Source organism: Amycolatopsis sp. PSD-21 (assembly GCF_055561455.1).
Genome location: NZ_CM145712.1, coordinates 6,512,239 through 6,528,670 on the forward strand (window position 1 = coordinate 6,512,239; position 16,432 = coordinate 6,528,670).

The 16,432-nt window shown below is 70.0% G+C and carries 14 protein-coding genes; 2 read left to right on the top strand and 12 right to left on the bottom strand.

Going from position 1 to position 16,432, the window contains the following annotated elements; all coding sequences use genetic code 11:
- Nucleotides 1-23 precede the first annotated feature (23 nt).
- On the top strand, nucleotides 24-740 hold the full coding sequence (locus ACZ1DY_RS30440) for an LON peptidase substrate-binding domain-containing protein (protein ID WP_465481709.1): 717 nt from the start codon (nucleotides 24-26) through the stop codon (nucleotides 738-740).
- 395 nt (nucleotides 741-1,135) lie between these two features.
- Here ACZ1DY_RS30440 and ACZ1DY_RS30445 read toward each other — a convergent pair whose 3' ends face one another.
- The 10 genes from ACZ1DY_RS30445 to ACZ1DY_RS30490 form a co-directional block, all read right to left on the bottom strand.
- Nucleotides 1,136-2,194, bottom strand: coding sequence for a M48 family metallopeptidase (locus ACZ1DY_RS30445; RefSeq protein WP_465481710.1), 1,059 nt, complete (start codon nucleotides 2,192-2,194; stop codon nucleotides 1,136-1,138).
- 48 nt (nucleotides 2,195-2,242) lie between these two features.
- Nucleotides 2,243-2,848, bottom strand: coding sequence for a DUF2567 domain-containing protein (locus tag ACZ1DY_RS30450; protein ID WP_457960769.1), 606 nt, complete (start codon nucleotides 2,846-2,848; stop codon nucleotides 2,243-2,245).
- Between the two features lie 97 nt (nucleotides 2,849-2,945).
- Nucleotides 2,946-3,149, bottom strand: a complete 204-nt coding sequence (gene bsaP / locus ACZ1DY_RS30455; protein ID WP_257485344.1) for a biotin synthase auxiliary protein BsaP — start codon at nucleotides 3,147-3,149, stop codon at nucleotides 2,946-2,948.
- On the bottom strand, nucleotides 3,136-4,152 hold the full coding sequence (gene bioB / locus ACZ1DY_RS30460; protein WP_034321321.1) for a biotin synthase BioB: 1,017 nt from the start codon (nucleotides 4,150-4,152) through the stop codon (nucleotides 3,136-3,138). The genes bsaP and bioB overlap by 14 nt, the downstream gene beginning before the upstream one ends.
- 84 nt (nucleotides 4,153-4,236) lie before the next feature.
- Nucleotides 4,237-4,953 (bottom strand): dethiobiotin synthase, encoded by a 717-nt coding sequence (gene bioD, locus ACZ1DY_RS30465; protein WP_465485730.1) that lies wholly within the window; start codon nucleotides 4,951-4,953, stop codon nucleotides 4,237-4,239.
- Between the two features lie 54 nt (nucleotides 4,954-5,007).
- Nucleotides 5,008-7,215 carry a SulP family inorganic anion transporter gene (locus tag ACZ1DY_RS30470; protein ID WP_465485731.1) on the bottom strand — a complete coding sequence of 736 codons (2,208 nt, stop codon included), beginning with the start codon at nucleotides 7,213-7,215 and terminating at the stop codon, nucleotides 5,008-5,010.
- A 401-nt stretch (nucleotides 7,216-7,616) separates the two neighbouring features.
- Nucleotides 7,617-9,875: a bifunctional SulP family inorganic anion transporter/carbonic anhydrase gene (locus ACZ1DY_RS30475; protein WP_465481711.1), complete on the bottom strand. Its 2,259-nt coding sequence runs from the start codon at nucleotides 9,873-9,875 to the stop codon at nucleotides 7,617-7,619.
- Nucleotides 9,876-10,114: 239 nt separating this feature from the next.
- The gene (locus ACZ1DY_RS30480) at nucleotides 10,115-11,395 is read right to left on the bottom strand and encodes an adenosylmethionine--8-amino-7-oxononanoate transaminase (protein ID WP_219150140.1); all 1,281 of its coding nucleotides are present in this window, start codon (nucleotides 11,393-11,395) and stop codon (nucleotides 10,115-10,117) included.
- A gap of 25 nt (nucleotides 11,396-11,420) precedes the next feature.
- Nucleotides 11,421-12,620, bottom strand: coding sequence for a cytochrome P450 family protein (locus ACZ1DY_RS30485; RefSeq protein ID WP_257485341.1), 1,200 nt, complete (start codon nucleotides 12,618-12,620; stop codon nucleotides 11,421-11,423).
- 25 nt (nucleotides 12,621-12,645) lie between these two features.
- Complete coding sequence (locus tag ACZ1DY_RS30490) at nucleotides 12,646-12,999, bottom strand: SRPBCC domain-containing protein (RefSeq protein ID WP_126733768.1); 354 nt, start codon at nucleotides 12,997-12,999, stop codon at nucleotides 12,646-12,648.
- A gap of 124 nt (nucleotides 13,000-13,123) precedes the next feature.
- Here ACZ1DY_RS30490 and ACZ1DY_RS30495 point away from each other — a divergent pair, with 124 nt between their 5' ends.
- Complete coding sequence (locus tag ACZ1DY_RS30495) at nucleotides 13,124-13,747, top strand: nucleoside/nucleotide kinase family protein (protein WP_257485339.1); 624 nt, start codon at nucleotides 13,124-13,126, stop codon at nucleotides 13,745-13,747.
- Nucleotides 13,748-13,927: 180 nt separating this feature from the next.
- Here ACZ1DY_RS30495 and ACZ1DY_RS30500 read toward each other — a convergent pair whose 3' ends face one another.
- Nucleotides 13,928-15,085, bottom strand: coding sequence for a glycosyltransferase family 4 protein (locus ACZ1DY_RS30500; RefSeq protein ID WP_465481712.1), 1,158 nt, complete (start codon nucleotides 15,083-15,085; stop codon nucleotides 13,928-13,930).
- A gap of 77 nt (nucleotides 15,086-15,162) precedes the next feature.
- Nucleotides 15,163-16,215: a C40 family peptidase gene (locus ACZ1DY_RS30505; RefSeq protein WP_185927155.1), complete on the bottom strand. Its 1,053-nt coding sequence runs from the start codon at nucleotides 16,213-16,215 to the stop codon at nucleotides 15,163-15,165.
- Nucleotides 16,216-16,432: the final 217 nt, after the last annotated feature.

Genomic DNA, 16,432 nt, shown 5'->3' on the forward strand with positions numbered 1-16,432 from the left:
CCCGGTCCCCGTACCTTGAACGGGTGACCGAGCCGAGCGAGGAGTCCACCGGGAAGGCGATCTTGCCGCTGTTCCCGCTACAGACCGTGCTTCTGCCCGGAACACACCTTCCGTTGCACATCTTCGAGCCGCGGTACCGGCAGCTGATGGCCGACCTCGTCGGTGAGGTCGTGCCGGACCGCGAGTTCGGCGTCGTCGCGTTGCGGTCGGCGATGGTCAGGGAGGTCAGCGGGCCGGAGCACGTCCACGAAGTCGGCTGCAGCACGGTGCTGCGCGAGGCGAAACGGCTGCCGGACGGCAGATTCGACGTCGTCACCACCGCGCGGCGCCGGTTCCGGCTGCTCGAGATCGACCGCGTTTCCGCGCCGTACCTGATCGGCGCGGTCGAATGGGTGCCCGACGACCGGGTCGCCTCGGTACCCGGCGACACCGTGAACAGGCTCGCCGACGTCGCGAAGGCCGCGCACCGGCGCTACTGCGAATCCGCCTGGCACGCCGACGACTGGACCACCCCGCCCGAGGACGGCGACATCGCGGCGCTCGCGTACCGGCTCACCGCGGACTGCCTGCTCCCGCTGGAGGACCGGCAACGCCTGCTGGAGGAGACGAACCCGCTGCGGCGGCTGCGGATCGCGTGCCGGCTGCTGACGCGGGAGGCCGGGTTCCTCAGCACGCTCGGCGCGGTCCCGATGCCGCCGGGGGAACTGGGCGAACTCACCCGCCCCTCGAACCTGAACTGAGGCGGCAGTGGTTCGTGAGCGGCGATCCGGTCAGACGTCTTGGGTACCTACTGGATTCGGCTGCGGCTGACAGCGGCCGCGCGTGAAGGCCCCCTTCCCTCGGCTCAGCCGAGGAAACTCGACCTTCACACCTTCCCCAGTACATGAAGGCCCCCTTCCTTGCGCCTAGGTACAGGAAGGGGGCCTTCATGTACTGGCCGGGTCCCTGTCGGGCGCTGGGGTTGGTACCGCCCTGGCGACCATGTCGCGAAAGCCACTTTCGAGACATCTGGTGTCCCGAAAGTGGCTTTCGCGACACACCGCCGGAACCCCCGGGCCGGAGCCTGGGATCAACAGCGGCCGGAAGCCAGTAGGCATCTAAGACATACCCCGAGTGTCATAGCACTCGCGAAACGCTACTTACCGGACTCCGGCGCCGAACCCTCGTCCGAACCGTTGCCCCCGCCGAACTTGCTCCACACCTTGCCCGCCGCCCCGGACACCGCTTCGCCGACGTCGCTGAACACCTTCGTCAGCGGGTCGGTCGAGCCGTTCCAGGAGTCCTTGTACGACTTCGCGGCCGACTTGAGGTCCTCGGTCCAGTTGGACGACGGCGCGTCCTCGTCGCGGCGCGGGTACTCGCCCGCCAGGATCCCCCGGTACTCCTCGGACGCGGCCCACTTCTGCAACTGCGCGGCGCGCACGACGGCCAGCGGATGCGACATCGTCTCGACGTAACGCAGCTTCAGGTAGCTGTCGCGGATGTCCTCGACCGACTCGTACTCCGACGCCTGCTGCAGGAAGGCCGGGATGTCGATCTTCGCCGGGTCGATCCCGCCCGCGACCAGGATCTGCGAGCGCAGCGCCGCCGTCGGGTCCTGCGAGCACAGCAGCCCGGCGCGGTCGCAGGACAGCTCGGCCTTGCGGTACCACTCGCGCAGCGCGGCGATGACCACGCGGATGCCGATGGCGCTCACCGGCGTCCACGACATCGACATCTGCAGGCCGATCAGCCGGATCATGATCGTGCGGTACACCGCGTGCCCGGACAGCACGTGCCCCATCTCGTGCCCGATCACGAACCGCAGTGACGCGAGGTCCATCGCTTCGACCGCCGCGGTGTTGAGCACGATGAACGGCTCATCCATGCCGATCGTCTGCGCGTTGACCTCGGGGCTGCGGGCGACGAACAGGTTCGGCACGCGGTCGAGGTCGAGCGTTTCGGCGCATTCGTTGCGCAGCCTGTCCAGTTCCGGATACTGCTTCGGGCCGACCCTGATCGCGGACGCGAGCGCCATCAGCCGCTCGCCGCGTTCGGCGTAGAAGCCCGAAACCGCCTTCACGACCTGCGCGAATCCGGGAACGGCGCGCAGGGTGGCCAATGCGCCGCGGTCCACGGGGTGTTCGTACGCGCGCGGGCTGATACCCGGGAAGCGGACGGCGTTGTGCCGGGAAACCTCGATGTCGTCGGTCAAGAGAAAGCCCCCTAGAGATGTGTCCCGGCCCACCCTAGAGGAAATCCGTCAGCCGAGGCGGCGGCCCAGGTCTTCCCGTCCGTTCCACGCGGTCAGCAACGTGTACGCCAGCGTGGTCATCAACGGCGCGGCGAGCATGATCCACGGGGATTCGATCTGCGGCGCCTTCGCGATGACATCGCCGACGGCGGGCGCCGCGCCGATCTCGTAGCGGCCGTTGGCGAACGCGACGCCCATCGTCGTCCCCAGCCAGCCCGCGAGGGTCGCGCCGCCGGTGGCGGCGATCAGCACGACCGGACCGCGGCGCTCCCGCAGCAGCCAGGTCACGATGCCGATCAGCAGCCCGGCGCCGAGCGCGAGGAAACCGTAGACGGCCAGATCGTCGAAGCGGTGCCAGCTCTCCAGCTCCAGCGGGGCGAGGGCGCCGCGGTCGTTGATCACGCGCATCCGCTGTGGCGGCGCGAGCCGCGACCAAAGCCAGGCCAGCGGGAAGCCGAGCAGCCCCGCCGTGGACAGGACGCTGATCGCCGGCAGCAGATCGGCCTTGACGACGACCTTGGGGTGCGGGCGGCGCGGCCTCGGCAGCACGGGCACCGACCAGGGGTCGGGCACACTGGAAGACAGGTGCGCCGGTTTACCCGTCGTCTCGCCCAACCCCGGACTCCTCCCTCGTGCTGCTTGTGCAGAGCGTAACCAATGACGCCCCCAGCGCACGCGCCTCCACCGCGTTTCGTCCTCCGAATGCGGGAAGTCAGCCGGCGAGTTCACCGTGACGGCTGCACCGGGCCGTCCAGCCGACCGGGGTGATCTGGACGACCATCCGCCGCGCGCAGTACGTGCAGAAGCGCGGCGGTTCGAGCGCCGTTCTCGGGTTGTGGCAGGCGGGATGTTCCGCGCCACCGTCGGACGGCTGTCCACAGTGGACGCAGAACGCGGGTTCGTCAGAGGACGTCACTGATCGCCTTCACCGGCATCTTCAGCTCTTCGAGCATCGCCAGGTCCGCGGTGGCCGGGCGGCCGAGGTTGGTCAGGTAGTTGCCGACGATGATCGCGTTGATGCCGCCGAGCATGCCCTGTTTGGTGCCGAGGTCACCGAAGGTCAGCTCACGGCCGCCGGAGAAGCGCAGCAGCGGACGGGGCATCGCCAGCCGGAACGCGGCCACGGTCCGCAGCGCGTCCTTGCCCTCGACGACCTCGTATCCCTCGTACGGCGTACCCGGCTGCGGGATGAGGAAGTTCATCGTGCACTCGTCCGGGTTCAGCTCGGCCAGCTGCGCGGCGAACTCGGCGCGCTGCTCGATGCTCTCCCCCATGCCGATGATGCCGCCGCAGCAGACCTCCATGCCCGCCTCGCGGATCATGCGCAGGGTCTCCCAGCGCTCTTCCCACGTGTGCGTGGTGACGACGTTCGCGAAATGCGAGCGCGCGGTCTCCAGGTTGTGGTTGTAGCGGTGCACGCCCATCTCGACGAGCTCGTCGACCTGCTCCTGGGTGAGCATGCCGAGCGAGCAGGCGATCTGGATGTCGTTGCCGTCCTCGCGGATGGCCTTGATCCCCTCGCGGACCTGCGAGAGCAGGCGCTTGTCGGGACCGCGGACGGCGGCGACGATGCAGAACTCGGTCGCGCCGGTCTCGGCGGTCTGGCGGGCGGCCTTGACCAGGCCGGGGATGTCCAGCCACGCCGAACGCACCGGCGTCGGGAAGCGGCCGGACTGCGAGCAGAAGTGGCAGTCCTCGGGGCAGCCGCCGGTCTTGAGGCTGATGATGCCCTCGACCTCGACCTCGGGGCCGCACCAGCGCATCCGGACCTCGTGGGCCAGCGCCAGCAGGTCGGTCAGGTGGTCGTCGTCGAGCCGCAGGACCTCGAGGATCTGCTCTTCGCTCAGCCCGACACCACGCTCGAGGACCTGGTCACGCGCCACGGCGAGGATGTCGACGGTCTCCGGGGCAGTGGTCACGAGGCGGCTCCTGTTCGGGGTGGGGCGGTGAAGCGAAGGCACATCATCGTGCACGACCGGGCGTCCCGGCCACAGCGACGCAGGTCACTTCTGGGCCGACGCGCGGCCGACGAAGCATTCCGGGTCGAACTCCCCGCCGAACCACGGCGAGAGACCCGCCCTGGCCCGGTCGGCGAACTTCTCGGGAGTGGCCGTGCCCAGCCCGGCGGGCAGCACGCCCAGCAGCGGGGCGCCTGCCGCGACCGGCAGGTCGGCCAGATTCGACACCGCCGCCAGATCCGGCTCGTCGGGCCACGAGCCGATGATCACCCCGGCCACGGTGAGCCCGCGTTTGGTGGCGACCTCGGCGGTCAGGGCGGTCGCGTTGAGCGTGCCCAGCCCGGCCTCCGCGACGATGATGACCAGCGCGCCCAGCGACCACGCGACGTCGGCGAGGGTGGCCCCGGCGGCGTCGAACCGGACCAGCAGGCCGCCCGCGCCCTCGATGAGCGTGAGGTCGTGTTCGCCATTGAGATCGCTCGCCGCGGCGGCGATCTCGCTCGGGGTCAACGTCGGGAGCCCCGAAAGCCTGGCGGCCGCCTCCGGCGACAGCGGATCCGGGTATCTCCGCAGCTCACGGGTGGTGACCGGACCGGCGAGCCGGAGCACGTCGGCGAGGTCGCCCGGTTCGTCCGGACCCACTCCGGTCTGCGCCGGTTTCAGCACGGCGACACGCTGGCCCTGACCGGCGGCCAGAGCGGCGATGGCGGCGGTGGAGATCGTCTTGCCGACACCCGTACCGGTGCCGGTCATGACCAGCATGCTCACGTGCGTTGAACTTAGTGGGTCGGAGTGAAGGATGGCTGAACGGGCCGGTCAGCTCCCCTGGTCGGGCACGGAGGCGACGACGCCGACCGGGGTGAACGCCGGGCTCTCGTCGTCGGACAGGTAGACCTGCGCCGCGCCGACGTCGAAGTACATCCCGGTCAGGTGCAGTTCGCCGCGCGCCTCCGCCTCGGCGATCAGCGGGTAGTGGCGCAGGTGCTCCAGCTGCTGCAGGACGTTCTGCAGGGCCAGCCGGTCGACCTCGGTGTCCGGACGTTCGCCGTCGAGGGTCACCGCCGCCTTGCGGTTCGCGCTCGGCTCGGCGTGCCGCAGCCAGGAGGCCAGCATCGGCGCGCCGTCCGGGGCGCCGGTGGCCAGCGCCTGCATCGCGCCGCAGCCGGAATGCCCGCAGACCACGATCTCGCGCACCTTCAGCACACCGACGGCGAACTCGACGGTGGCGCCCATCGACGGATCGGCCCGGCGGGCGGGCACCAGGTTCCCGATGTTGCGGACGGTGAACAGGTCGCCGGGACCGCTGGTGGTGATCATGTTCGGCACGATCCGCGCGTCACCGCAGGTGATGAACAGGGTGTGCGGCGACTGGCCGCCCGCCAGTTTGCTGAGCGCGGGCTGCATGAGCGCGGCCGTGCGCCGCTGGAACTCGGTCGCCCCGCGCAGGGTCGGCCCGCCGCGCTGACCGGGCACCTCGACGTCCTTGGCCTGCCAGTCGGACCACGGCGCGAGGAACCGCGGCACCGACCGCATCGCGGCCGTCCTGGTCAGCGTGGGGTCGCCGGATTTGCCGTTGGCGAACCACGGATGTCCGACCTCGTCGACGATCACCTGCCCGCCGGCGCGTTCGTGCGCCTGCTGCCAGTTCGAGAGGCTCTCGAATGCGGCGTGGTCGAGATAGTCGACGACCAGCTCCAAGGTCACCTTCGCGCCGTCGGGCACGGTCGCGAGGACCCGGCTGAGCCTCGGCACCGAAAGGAACGTCAGGACGCCTTCGACGACGACGCGCCATTCGTCACCGGCGCGTTCGGCGTGGATACCGGACCACACCGTGCGCCGGAGCATCAGCAGCACCGAAAGCGCGATCCCGAGCAGGACTCCGGTGAGCAGGTCGAAGACGACGACGCCGGCGAGCGTCACCAGGTACAGCCCCAGGTCGCCGTGTTTGAGGACCTGCTTCATGTGGCCGGGGTTGACCAGTTTCGCGCCGACGTGGACGAGCAGGCCCGCCAGCGCGGCGAGCGGGATGTTCTGGATCAGCCCGGCGAACGCGGCGACGAACACCAGGATCCAGACGCCGTGCAGGATCGCGGACACGCGGGTGCGGGCGCCGGCGGCGACGTTGGTGGAGCTGCGGACGATCACGCCGGTGACCGGGAGACCGCCCAGCGCACCCGAGGTCATGTTCGCGGCGCCCTGCCCGATCAGCTCGCGATCGAGGTTCGACCGCGGGCCGGTGTGCATCTTGTCGACGGCGACGGCCGAGAGCAGGCTTTCCACGCTGGCGATCAGCGCGATGGTGATGACCGCGACGGCGAACGCGCCCCAGCCCGCGTCCGGGAATTCCGGCGCGAAGCGGATGTTGAGCAGGTCACCCGGAAGGTCGACGCGGGGCAGCGTCATCCCGGCGGCGACGGACAGCACGGTCACCAGCGCGATCGCGGCGAGCGGACCGGGCACCTTGCGGACGGACGCGGGAAGCCGTGGCCACAGCAGCAGGATGCCGATGGTGAGCACGCCGATCAGCGCGGCGGTGTCGTGGTGGCCGACGATCTGCGCGGGCAGTTCGGCGATGTTCTTGAGCGCCGAGCTCTGGGCCGTTCCGCCCAGTACGACGTGGAGCTGGCCGAGGACGATCGTGACCCCGATACCGGCGAGCATGCCGTGGACGATGGCGGGCGAGATCGCGAGCGCCGCGCGGGCGATGCGGCTCAGGCCCAGCAGGATCTGGAGCGCCCCCGCGACGACGGTGATCGCACAGGTGGTCGCCCAGCCGAAGGTCGCGATGGTCTCGGCCATGATCACCGTCAACCCGGCGGCCGGGCCGCTGACCTGGAGGGCGGAGCCGCCGAGGGCTCCGGCGACCACACCTCCCACCACGGCGGCGATCAACCCCGCGACGATCGGCGCTCCTGACGCGAGAGCGATCCCGAGTGACAGCGGGACGGCGACGAGGAACACCACCAACGAGGCGGGCAGGTCGTGCCGGAGCACGGCGAGAGGTTTCTTGATGATCACCATCATGATCACCAGGAAACTGGTGAATTGTCCGATATGCACCACCTGATCGAGTGAATATCACCCCACAGGCGGGTGGCGTGGCCCACTTTCGGCCCGTTCTGTTGCCTGGAGATGTCCCGCGCGTTGCGAAAAGCCTTGCGGGCTCCCGAATCCTGGGATGTATCGGTCGGCCGCCCGGTCAACTCGGCCGGCTGCGCGCGCGGGCCGGTCCCTGCCCGGCGAGGCGTTGCGAAAGCCACTTTCGCAACGTTGAAGGTTGCGAAACTGGCTTTCGCAACCTGTCCCGGCTGGCAGGACCGGCCGCTCCGCCCGTGGCACCGGGCCGTGTCGCGAAAGCCACTTTCGGGACATCTGACGTCTCGAAAGTGGCTTTCGCGACCTGCTCGCGCGGCGTCGGCAAGCGCTTAAGACTTCACCGGGGTCGCGGCCGAAGTGAACGACCGCATCGCTTCGTCGAGCAGGTACACGTTCGCCTTACCGACGTCGAAGTACATCCCCGTCAGCCGGAGTTCGCCCCGCGCCAGCGCGGCCTCCACCACCGGGTACGAGCGCAGATTTTCCAGCTGCTGCACCACGTTGTGCAAAGCGAGCAGATCAGCCTCGTGGCCGGGCCGGGCACCGTCGAGCAGCACCGGCCCTTCGCTTTCCCTGCGCCGCAACGTCGCCTCGCCGTGCCGCAGCCAGCCACCGAGGTGCACGAGACCGGGGGGCGCGTCACCGAGCAACGCCTTCATCGCCCCGCAGCCGGAATGCCCGCACACCACCACTTCCCGCACCCGCAGCAGCCCGACGGCGTACTCGATCGCCGCCCCCACCGAGAAATCCGCCTCGGCACCGGCGTGCGGGACGAGGTTTCCGATGTTCCGCACGGTGAACAGGTCCCCCGGCCCGCTGGTGGTGATCAGGTTCGGCACGATCCGCGCGTCGCCACAGGTGACGAACAACGTGTGCGGCCGTTGCCCGTTCGCCAGCCCGTCCCACGTGCTCCGCAGCAGCGGCGCCGTCCGCCGCTGGAACTCCGAAGCACCACGGCACAACGGAACGCTGCCGCCACGCTGGCCCGGCAGTTCGAGGTGTTCGGCCTGCCATTGCGACCACGGCGCGAGCCATCGCGGCACCACGCGCGAGGCGACGCCGCGGCGCACGGTCGGGACACCCGCCTTGCCGCGGCCGAACCACGGATGCCCGATCTCGTCGACGATCACGGTCCCCCCGGCGCGTTCGTACGCGCGCTGCCAGCCGCGCAGGCAGTCGAAAGCGGCGTGGTCGAGATAGTCGACGAACAGTTCGAGCGTCACCTCCGAACGTCCGGGTACTTCGGCGAGAACGGTCGTGAGCCTTGGCACGGAAAGAAAAGTGAGCGCGCCTTCGATGACGACGCGGCTACGAGGGCCGTCCCGTTCGACGTGGATGCCGGAGAACAGCATCCGGCGCAGCATCAGCGCGAGCGCCACCACGATCCCCGCGGCGACGCCGGTGAGCAGGTCGACCGCGACCGCGCCGAGCAGGGTCGCGAGGTAGACCGGCAGGTCGCCGTGGCGGCGGACCTCGCGGAGATTGGTGAGGTTGACCAGTTTCGCGCCGACGTAGACGAGGAGGCCGGCGAGCGCGGCCAGCGGGATCAGCCGCAGCGCGCCCGCCAAGAACAGGCAGCAGCCGAGGATCCAGACGCTGTGCAGGATCGCCGACATCCGGGTGCGGGCGCCCGCTTCGAAGTTGGTCATGGTGCGCACGACGACGCCGGTGACCGGGAATCCGCCGAGCGAACCGGAAGCGGCGTTCGCCAGGCCCTGCCCGATCAGCTCACGGTCGAGGTCGGTGCGCCGCCCCTCGCGGAGTTTGTCGATCGCGACGGCGGAAAGCAGGCTCTCCAGGCTGGCGATGAGCGCGATGGAGAGGACGGCGGCGATGATCGCGGCCCAGGAACCGGACGGCGCCTCGGGGACGAAACCCAGCCCTGGCAAGCCGTTCGGGAGGTCGACGCGCGGCAGGTCCATCCCGGCCGCGACGGAGAGGCCGGTCGCCAGCGCGACGGCGGCGAGCGGGCCGGGGACGCGGCGCACCGACCGCGGCATCCGCGTCCAGGCCAGCAGAACACCGACGGTGACGACACCGATCAGCGCGGCCTGGTCGTGGTGCCCGACGATCCGGCCAGGCAGCGCGAGGACATTCTCGATCGCGGAACTCCGCGGCGTGCCACCGAGCACGACGTGCAGCTGGCCGAGGACCAGGATCAGGCCGATCCCGGCGAGCAGGCCGTGCACGATGGCGGGCGAGATCACCAGGCTCGCCCGCGCGACGCGGCAGACGCCGAAGAGGATCTGGACCACGCCCGCCGCGGCGGTGATCGCGCAGGTGGCCGCCCAGCCGAAGGTGGCGATGGTCTCCGCGATGACGATCGTCAACGCCGCGGAGGGACCGCTGACTTGAAGGGCGGAGGCGCCGAAGAGGCTCGCGACGATCCCGCCGACGACGGCGGAGACGAGTCCGGCGAGCAAGGGGGCCCCGGCGGCGTGTGCGACGCCGAGTGAAAGCGGGACGGCCACGAGGAAGACGACGACCGAAGCCGGGAGGTCGTGGCGGAGGTTCTTCAGGAGGGTCGATGCGGGATTGCGGCGGCCCGGAGGCCCGGTGTCGTGCTCGTCACCAACGAAGTCGATCATGGGGGCAGGAAACCCGATCGGCGCGCAAAAGTCCGCTACGCAAAGGTTTCTCAGGTTTGCTTGTGCACCAGGGAACTAGGACGAACCACGCTTTGACGACAAAGCGCCCGAGTTGGACCTCGATCGGACTCGCCCGTTCGCTTGACCAAGATCAACTCGCGACCACGCTCTGTACCCAGCGTGACCTCTCCCGATTGCTGTGGCCGCTGTCACACTCTTTGGGCTGAACTTCGCCGTATTTACGCTTTTTGGGCGGCCGAGACCATTGCGGAGGTGATGGCGGCGAGGTCGTCCGCCTGGGAGATATAGGGCGGCATCGTGTAGATCAGGTTCCGGAACGGGCGCAGCCAGACCCCGTTCGCGGTGAGGATCTCGGTCGCCACCGCCATGTCCACGGGGTGGTCCAGCTCCACCACCCCGATGGCGCCGAGCACTCGCACGTCGGCGACCGCGGGCAGCTCGCGAGCCGGTTCGAGCCCGGCTTTCAGCGCCGCCTCGATCCGCGGGACGTCGGACTTCCAGCCGCCTTCGGCCAGGATTCCCAGCGAGGCGTTGGCGACGGCCGAGGACAGCGGGTTCGCCATGAACGTCGGTCCGTGCGCCAGCACCGGCAGCTCGCCGCGCGAGATCCCGTCCGCGATCTCCGGCGTGCACAGCGCCGCCGCCATCGTGAGATAACCACCGGTCAGCGCCTTGCCGAGACACAGGACGTCCGGCGTGACGCCGGCGTGTTCGGCGGCGAACATCGTGCCGGTGCGGCCGAAACCGGTGGCGATCTCGTCGAAGATGAGCAGGACGCCGTTGGCCTCGGTGATCTCGCGCAGCGCGCGCAGGTACGCGGGCGGATGGAACCGCATTCCTCCGGCGCCCTGCACGACCGGCTCGACGATGACCGCGGCCAGCTCGCCCGCGTGCCGCTCGATCTCGGTCGCGAGCAGTTCGAGGTACGCCGGATCCGGCTCGTCGGCGAAACCACCGGGCGGTTTGGGCAGGAACAGCTGGTCCGGCAGGATCCCGCGCCACAGCGAGTGCATCCCGCCCTCGGGATCGCAGACGCTCATCGGCGTGAACGTGTCGCCGTGGTAGCCGCCGCGCCAGGTCATCAGGCGCCGCTTTTCCTTGCGCCCCACCGACTGCCAGTACTGCAGGCACATCTTGACGGCGACCTCGACCGACACCGACCCGGAATCGCACAGGAAGACGTGCCGCAGCCCGTCCGGCGCGAGGTCGACCAGCGTCTTCGCCAGCCGGATGGCCGGTTCGTGGGTGAGCCCGCCGAACATCACGTGGCTCATCCGGCCCGCCTGCTCGGCCAGCGCCGCGTCCAGCACCGGGTTCCGGTAGCCGTGGATCGCCGCCCACCAGGACGACATGCCGTCGACCAGCTCACGGCCGTCGTCGAGGGTGAGCCGGACCCCGCTCGCCTCACGCACGAGCAGGGAATCGATCGTGCTCGGCATCGGCCCGTACGGGTGCCAGACGTGTTCCGCGTCGAGCGCGAGGAGTTCGGCGGCGTCCATCCGGCGACCCTACGACACCCTCTCCTCAGCGCAGGCGCACAGGGAGGGTTTCCAGGCCGTGGACGAGGGTGCTTTCCCGCCACCGCAAGGTTTCCGGCTCGGCGTCGAGGCTCAGCGCCGGGAACCTCTCCAGCAGTCCGCGCAACGCGATCTCCGCCTCCAGCCGGGCCAGCGGGGCGCCGACGCAGTAGTGGATGCCGTGCCCGAACGCGAGATGCCCGGTCGCCGACCGTGTGACGTCCAGCCGATGCGGGTCCTCGAACCGCCCGGCGTCGCGGTTCGCGCCGAGCAGGGAGACGAGCACGAACTCGCCAGCCGGGATCTCGACGTCACCGACCGGGACGGGTTCCTTGGTGAACCGGATGGTCGCCAGGTGGATCGCGCCGTCGTAGCGCAGGAACTCCTCGATCGCGCCGGGCAGCAGGGCGGGGTCGGCACGGAGCGCGGCCAGCTGTTCCGGCTCCCGGAGCAGCGCCAAGACGCTGTTCGCGATCAGGTTGACCGTCGTCTCGAACCCCGCCACCAGCAGCAGGAACGCCATGGCCAGCAGTTCCTCGGCGGAGAGCGAATCACCTTCGTCGCTGGCGTGGATCAGGCCCGAAAGCAGGTCTTCGGCGGGTTCGGCGCGCTTCTCCTCGATGAGGTCGACGAGGTACGCGTGCATCTTCGCCGCCGCGGCCTGGAGTTCCTCCGGCGTCGACCAGGCGACCATCGTGTTCGACCAGGTCGCGAACGCCGGCTGGTCACCCGCGTGGACGCCGAGCAGTTCGCAGATCACCCGGATCGGCAACGGGACGGCGAAGGCGGGCAACAGGTCCACGCGCTCGGTGTCGCCGATGCCGTCCAGCAGTTCCGTGGTGATCTGCTCGATCCTCGGCCGCAGCCGGGAAACCGTGCGCGAGGTGAAGGCCTGGTTGACCAGTTTGCGCAGCCGGGTGTGGTCCGGCGGGTCCGAGTTGAGCATGTGCGCGCCGAGCGCGCGTACGGCGTTGTCGGCCGCCGACTCGAAGCCGTCGCGTTCGAAGAGCCGCCGGATGGCCGCCGGATCCTTGCCGACGCGGGAATCCGCGAGGACCGCGCGGGCCTCGGCGTATCCGGTGACGATCCAGACGTTCAGACCGCGCGGCAGCCGGACCTTGCGGGCAGGGCCCTCTTCGCGCAGCAGTGCCGAAACCCGGTGTGGATCGTGGACGAGATCCCAGTCCAGCTTCTTCGGTTCCCCCATCGGTACGCCTCCCCCGGCGCGCCGGTCAGCGTTCGGCCAGCGCGGCCACCACTCGCTCGGTCACCTCGGTCCAGTATGCCCGCTGTTCCTCACGCTCGTCGGCGCCCGCGAGCCACTCCTGGTGGAAGCGGAGCGTGGTCTTCTGCTCGGTTCCGCTCACCGTGATCTGCAGGGTCGAATCGTGATCCCAATCCTTCGGCCGCCAGGTCAGACGGAGCTTGTCGCCCTCGGAGCGGCCTCGAATCTCGCCGGTCGTCCCGTTCGCCGTCTCGTACGCCGCGCCCAGCTCGGTGCCGAGCTCGGCGCCGGGGCCGAGCCAGATCCCGACACCCTCGCGTCCGACCAGGAAGTCCCACACCTGGGTGCTGGTGTACGGCACCGTCTGGGAAACGCCTACCTGCCAACCACTTCCGGCTGTTTTGGCCGTTGCTTTCACCACCGGGCCATCATCCCATCGGGTGTACCGTGCGACAGTCACCGGTCCGGGTGGAGGATCTCTGTCTGTGCGCTACCGTCCGATTTCTCCCGCTCTGCTGGTCTCCGAACTGACCCAGCGCATCACGGCGATCACGGGCCGCCGCCGGATCGCGGTCGCCATCGACGGCGCGTCCGGTGCGACCAACACCACAGAACTCGCGGACGCCCTGGTCGATCCCCTGCGGGTCGCCGGTCACGCGGTGGTGCGGGTCTCGGCGAACGACTTCCTCAGGCCGGCCTCGCTGCGCTTCGAACGCGGCAAGGAAGACCCGGATTCGCGCTACACCGACTGGCTCGACCTCGGCGCCCTGCGCCGGGAGGTGCTGGACCCGATAGCCGAGGACGGCAGCGGGCTGGTCCTCCCGTCGCTGTGGGATCCGGTCCGCGATCGCGCCACGCGGGCCGAACGGGTCAGCCTGCCCGAAGGCGGCGTCGTCCTGCTGGACGGTGAATTCCTCTTCGGGGCGGGGCTCGCGTTCGACCTGAGCGTGCACCTGTGGCTCTCGCCGGCCGCGCTCAAGCGGCGAGTGCCCGAGGAATGGGCGCTGCCCGCCTACGAACGCTACGAACAGGAAGTCGACCCGTCGGCGCTGTCCGACGTGGTCATCCGCGTCGACGATCCGAAGCATCCGGCGCGCTACGAACCCTGACTCCTCAGAGCCTGTTGGCGGAGCTGAGGACGGCCTCGTAGAACGGACCTAACGCGTGAACCCGCCCGGCCGAAGGCCCCGCTATCGCGGTGGCAGGGCGCCCTGGTCACCCACAGGAACGAGCTTTACCAGGTCGCGCCCTGCCGACGTCGATCGCGGCGCGGGTTCACCAACAGACACTCAGCGCACCGCCGCGACGGGGTCACCGTCGAGCAGCCCGGAAAGCCTGCCGGCCAAGGTGTCCCAGCGCCAGTTCTCGCCGACCCAGTCCCGGCCGGCGGCCCCCATCCGCCGCGCCCGCACCGGATCCGCCAGCAACGCGGCCAGCGTCTCCCGCAGCTGCTGCTCGTCTCGGCCGTCGACGACGTGCCCGGTGACCTCGTCCAGCACCGTTTCCGGCGCGCCACCGGAATTCCCGGCGACGACCGGCAGCCCGGTCGCCGAAGCCTCCAGGTACACGATGCCGAGGCCTTCGACGTCGAGTCCCTTCCCGCGCGTCCGCGCGGGCATCGCGAAGACGTCACCCGCGTTGTAGTGCGCGGGCAGCTCCTTCCACGGCACCGACCCGGTGATGACGACGCTGTCTTCGACGCCCATCGCCTCGACGAGCCCGGTGAGCGTCTTGCGGTACGGGCCGCCGCCGACGAGCAGCAGCGCCACGTCCGGGATCCGCTTGCGGAGCTCGGGCAGGATCTTGATCAGCATGTCCTGGCCCTTACGCGGGACCAGCCGCGAAACGCAGACGATCGTCGGACGGTCGCCGAGCCCGTGGCGCTCGCGGATCTCCTTGCCCGCGGCCGGATCCGGTCGGTAGAGCGCTGTGTCCACCCCGCACGGGAGCATCTCCAGCCCCGCCATCGGGCCGAAAGCGGCCGAGAACCGGGAGCGCGTGTACTTGCTGACGTAGGTGATCACGTCGACGGTGTCGCCGATACGCCGCAACGCCTGCCGGGAGCCCGGCAGCATCGACCAGCCGACCTCGTGGCCGTGCGTGGACGCCAGGATCCGGCGGGCGCCCGCGGACCGCAGCGGATGGCCCAGCAGCGCCAGCGGCGCCGCGGCACCGAACCAGACGGCTTCGCAGTCGCGGGCACGCATGATCTCCTTGGCCCGTTTGAGCACGTCCGGGGTCGGCAGCATCAGCGACGTCGGGTGGCGCACCACCTCGAACGGGGCGGCGGCGTCGAACTCGCCGTGCGAGCCGGTGCTCGATTCCCAGGACGGCGCGTAGACGACCAGGTCGTCCGCGGGGAGGCGGGTGGCCAGCGAGTTCAGGTAGTTCTGGATACCGCCTGGCCGGGGCGGGAAGTCGTTGGTCACCAGCAGGGTCCTCAGCACCCTTGCAGGCTACTTGGCCCTCCGCATGCGAAAGGGGCGGCACCGCTTGCGCGGTACCGCCCCGTTCCGGTCGTTCGTCAGGCCGTCGGGCGACGGGCGCCGACGTAGTTGTTCTGCAGCGGCGACACCTTGACGACGTCACCGGTGGTCGGCGCGTGCACCATCATGCCGTTGCCGACGTACATGCCGACGTGCGAGACCGGCGAGTTGTAGAACACCAGGTCGCCCGGCTGAAGCTGCGAACGCTGCACAGCGGCGCCGAAGGTCGACTGCTGACGGCTCGACCGCGGCAGGGTGAGCCCGGCCTGCTTGTACGCCCAGAGCATCAGACCCGAGCAGTCGAACGACGACGGCCCGGTGTCGCCCCAGCCGTACGGGCTGCCGAGCTTGCTCTTCGCGGCCGCCAGTGCGGTCGCCGCGGCGGGACCCGGAGCGGGCACGTTGGGGAACGCGCCGCCCTTGTCCTTCTGAGCGTTGCGATCCGAGGCGCTGAGGTTGTTGCTCGCGCGCTGGATCTCCGCGAGCTGGTCGTTCAGCGTCTTCTGCCGCGCCTCGATGTCCGTGGTCAGCTTGGCGGCCGTGTCACGGGCGGCGGTGGCCGCGTTCTGCGCGTCCGCCGCCTGCTTGGCGGCGGCCGCGGCCTGGGCGACGGCACCGCTCAGGTTGTTCAGAGCCGTGTTCTTGTTCGCGGCGAGGACCTCGAGCGCCGAGGAGCGCTCCAGGAAGTCCTGGGTCGAAGCGCCCGACAGCAGCGACGACAGCTTGTTCAGCTGCACACCGCTGGTGAAGGAGGCACCGGCGAACCGGTTCACCTCGGCCTGGAACGTCTTCTCGTCACCGGCCGCCTTGACACCGAGTTCCTTCGCGGCGGCGGCGTCAGCGGTCGCCTTGTCGAGCTCGCTCTGCTTCGCGGCGAGGTCGTCCTTCGCCTTGAGGAGGTCTTCGTTCGCCTTCTCGGCCTGTGCCGCGAGGTCGCGGTACTTGGCGAGCGCGTCCGAGCCGGACGGGGGCTGTTGGAGGGCGGGGCCTGGGGCGGCAGTGGCCGGGGCCTGGACGACGGTCACCGCGGTGATCACCGCGGCCGCGGCCAAAGCTCCTGACACCACGCGCTTCACTGGATGCGACTGCACGGTCGCGCGTGTCTCCTTTGCTGTCGGCCACCGACTCGGAACCCGGGACGAAGAGGTCGGGGGCCCTCTTCCGCGAAGCCGCGACGCCGGCCGTGAAGCCCGCGCGGTTCCCCGCGTTCCCGCCTTGCGCCTGGCCGAGAGCTATCGCAACAGGTTTGGCGCACGGCTGGTTCTGATGCAACTCCCCGACAAAGCTGCCTCGGTGGCGATCCCGTGT

Bases quoted from the DNA above. Each gene is read 5' to 3' on its own strand.
- bioD (WP_465485730.1), bottom strand. From the start codon at position 4,953: ATGCTGGTCATGACCGGCACCGGTACGGGTGTCGGCAAGACGATCTCC.
- ACZ1DY_RS30470 (WP_465485731.1), bottom strand. From the start codon at position 7,215: ATGATGGTGATCATCAAGAAACCTCTCGCCGTGCTCCGGCACGACCTG.
- ACZ1DY_RS30475 (WP_465481711.1), bottom strand. From the start codon at position 9,875: ATGATCGACTTCGTTGGTGACGAGCACGACACCGGGCCTCCGGGCCGC.
- ACZ1DY_RS30480 (WP_219150140.1), bottom strand. From the start codon at position 11,395: ATGGACGCCGCCGAACTCCTCGCGCTCGACGCGGAACACGTCTGGCAC.
- ACZ1DY_RS30485 (WP_257485341.1), bottom strand. From the start codon at position 12,620: ATGGGGGAACCGAAGAAGCTGGACTGGGATCTCGTCCACGATCCACAC.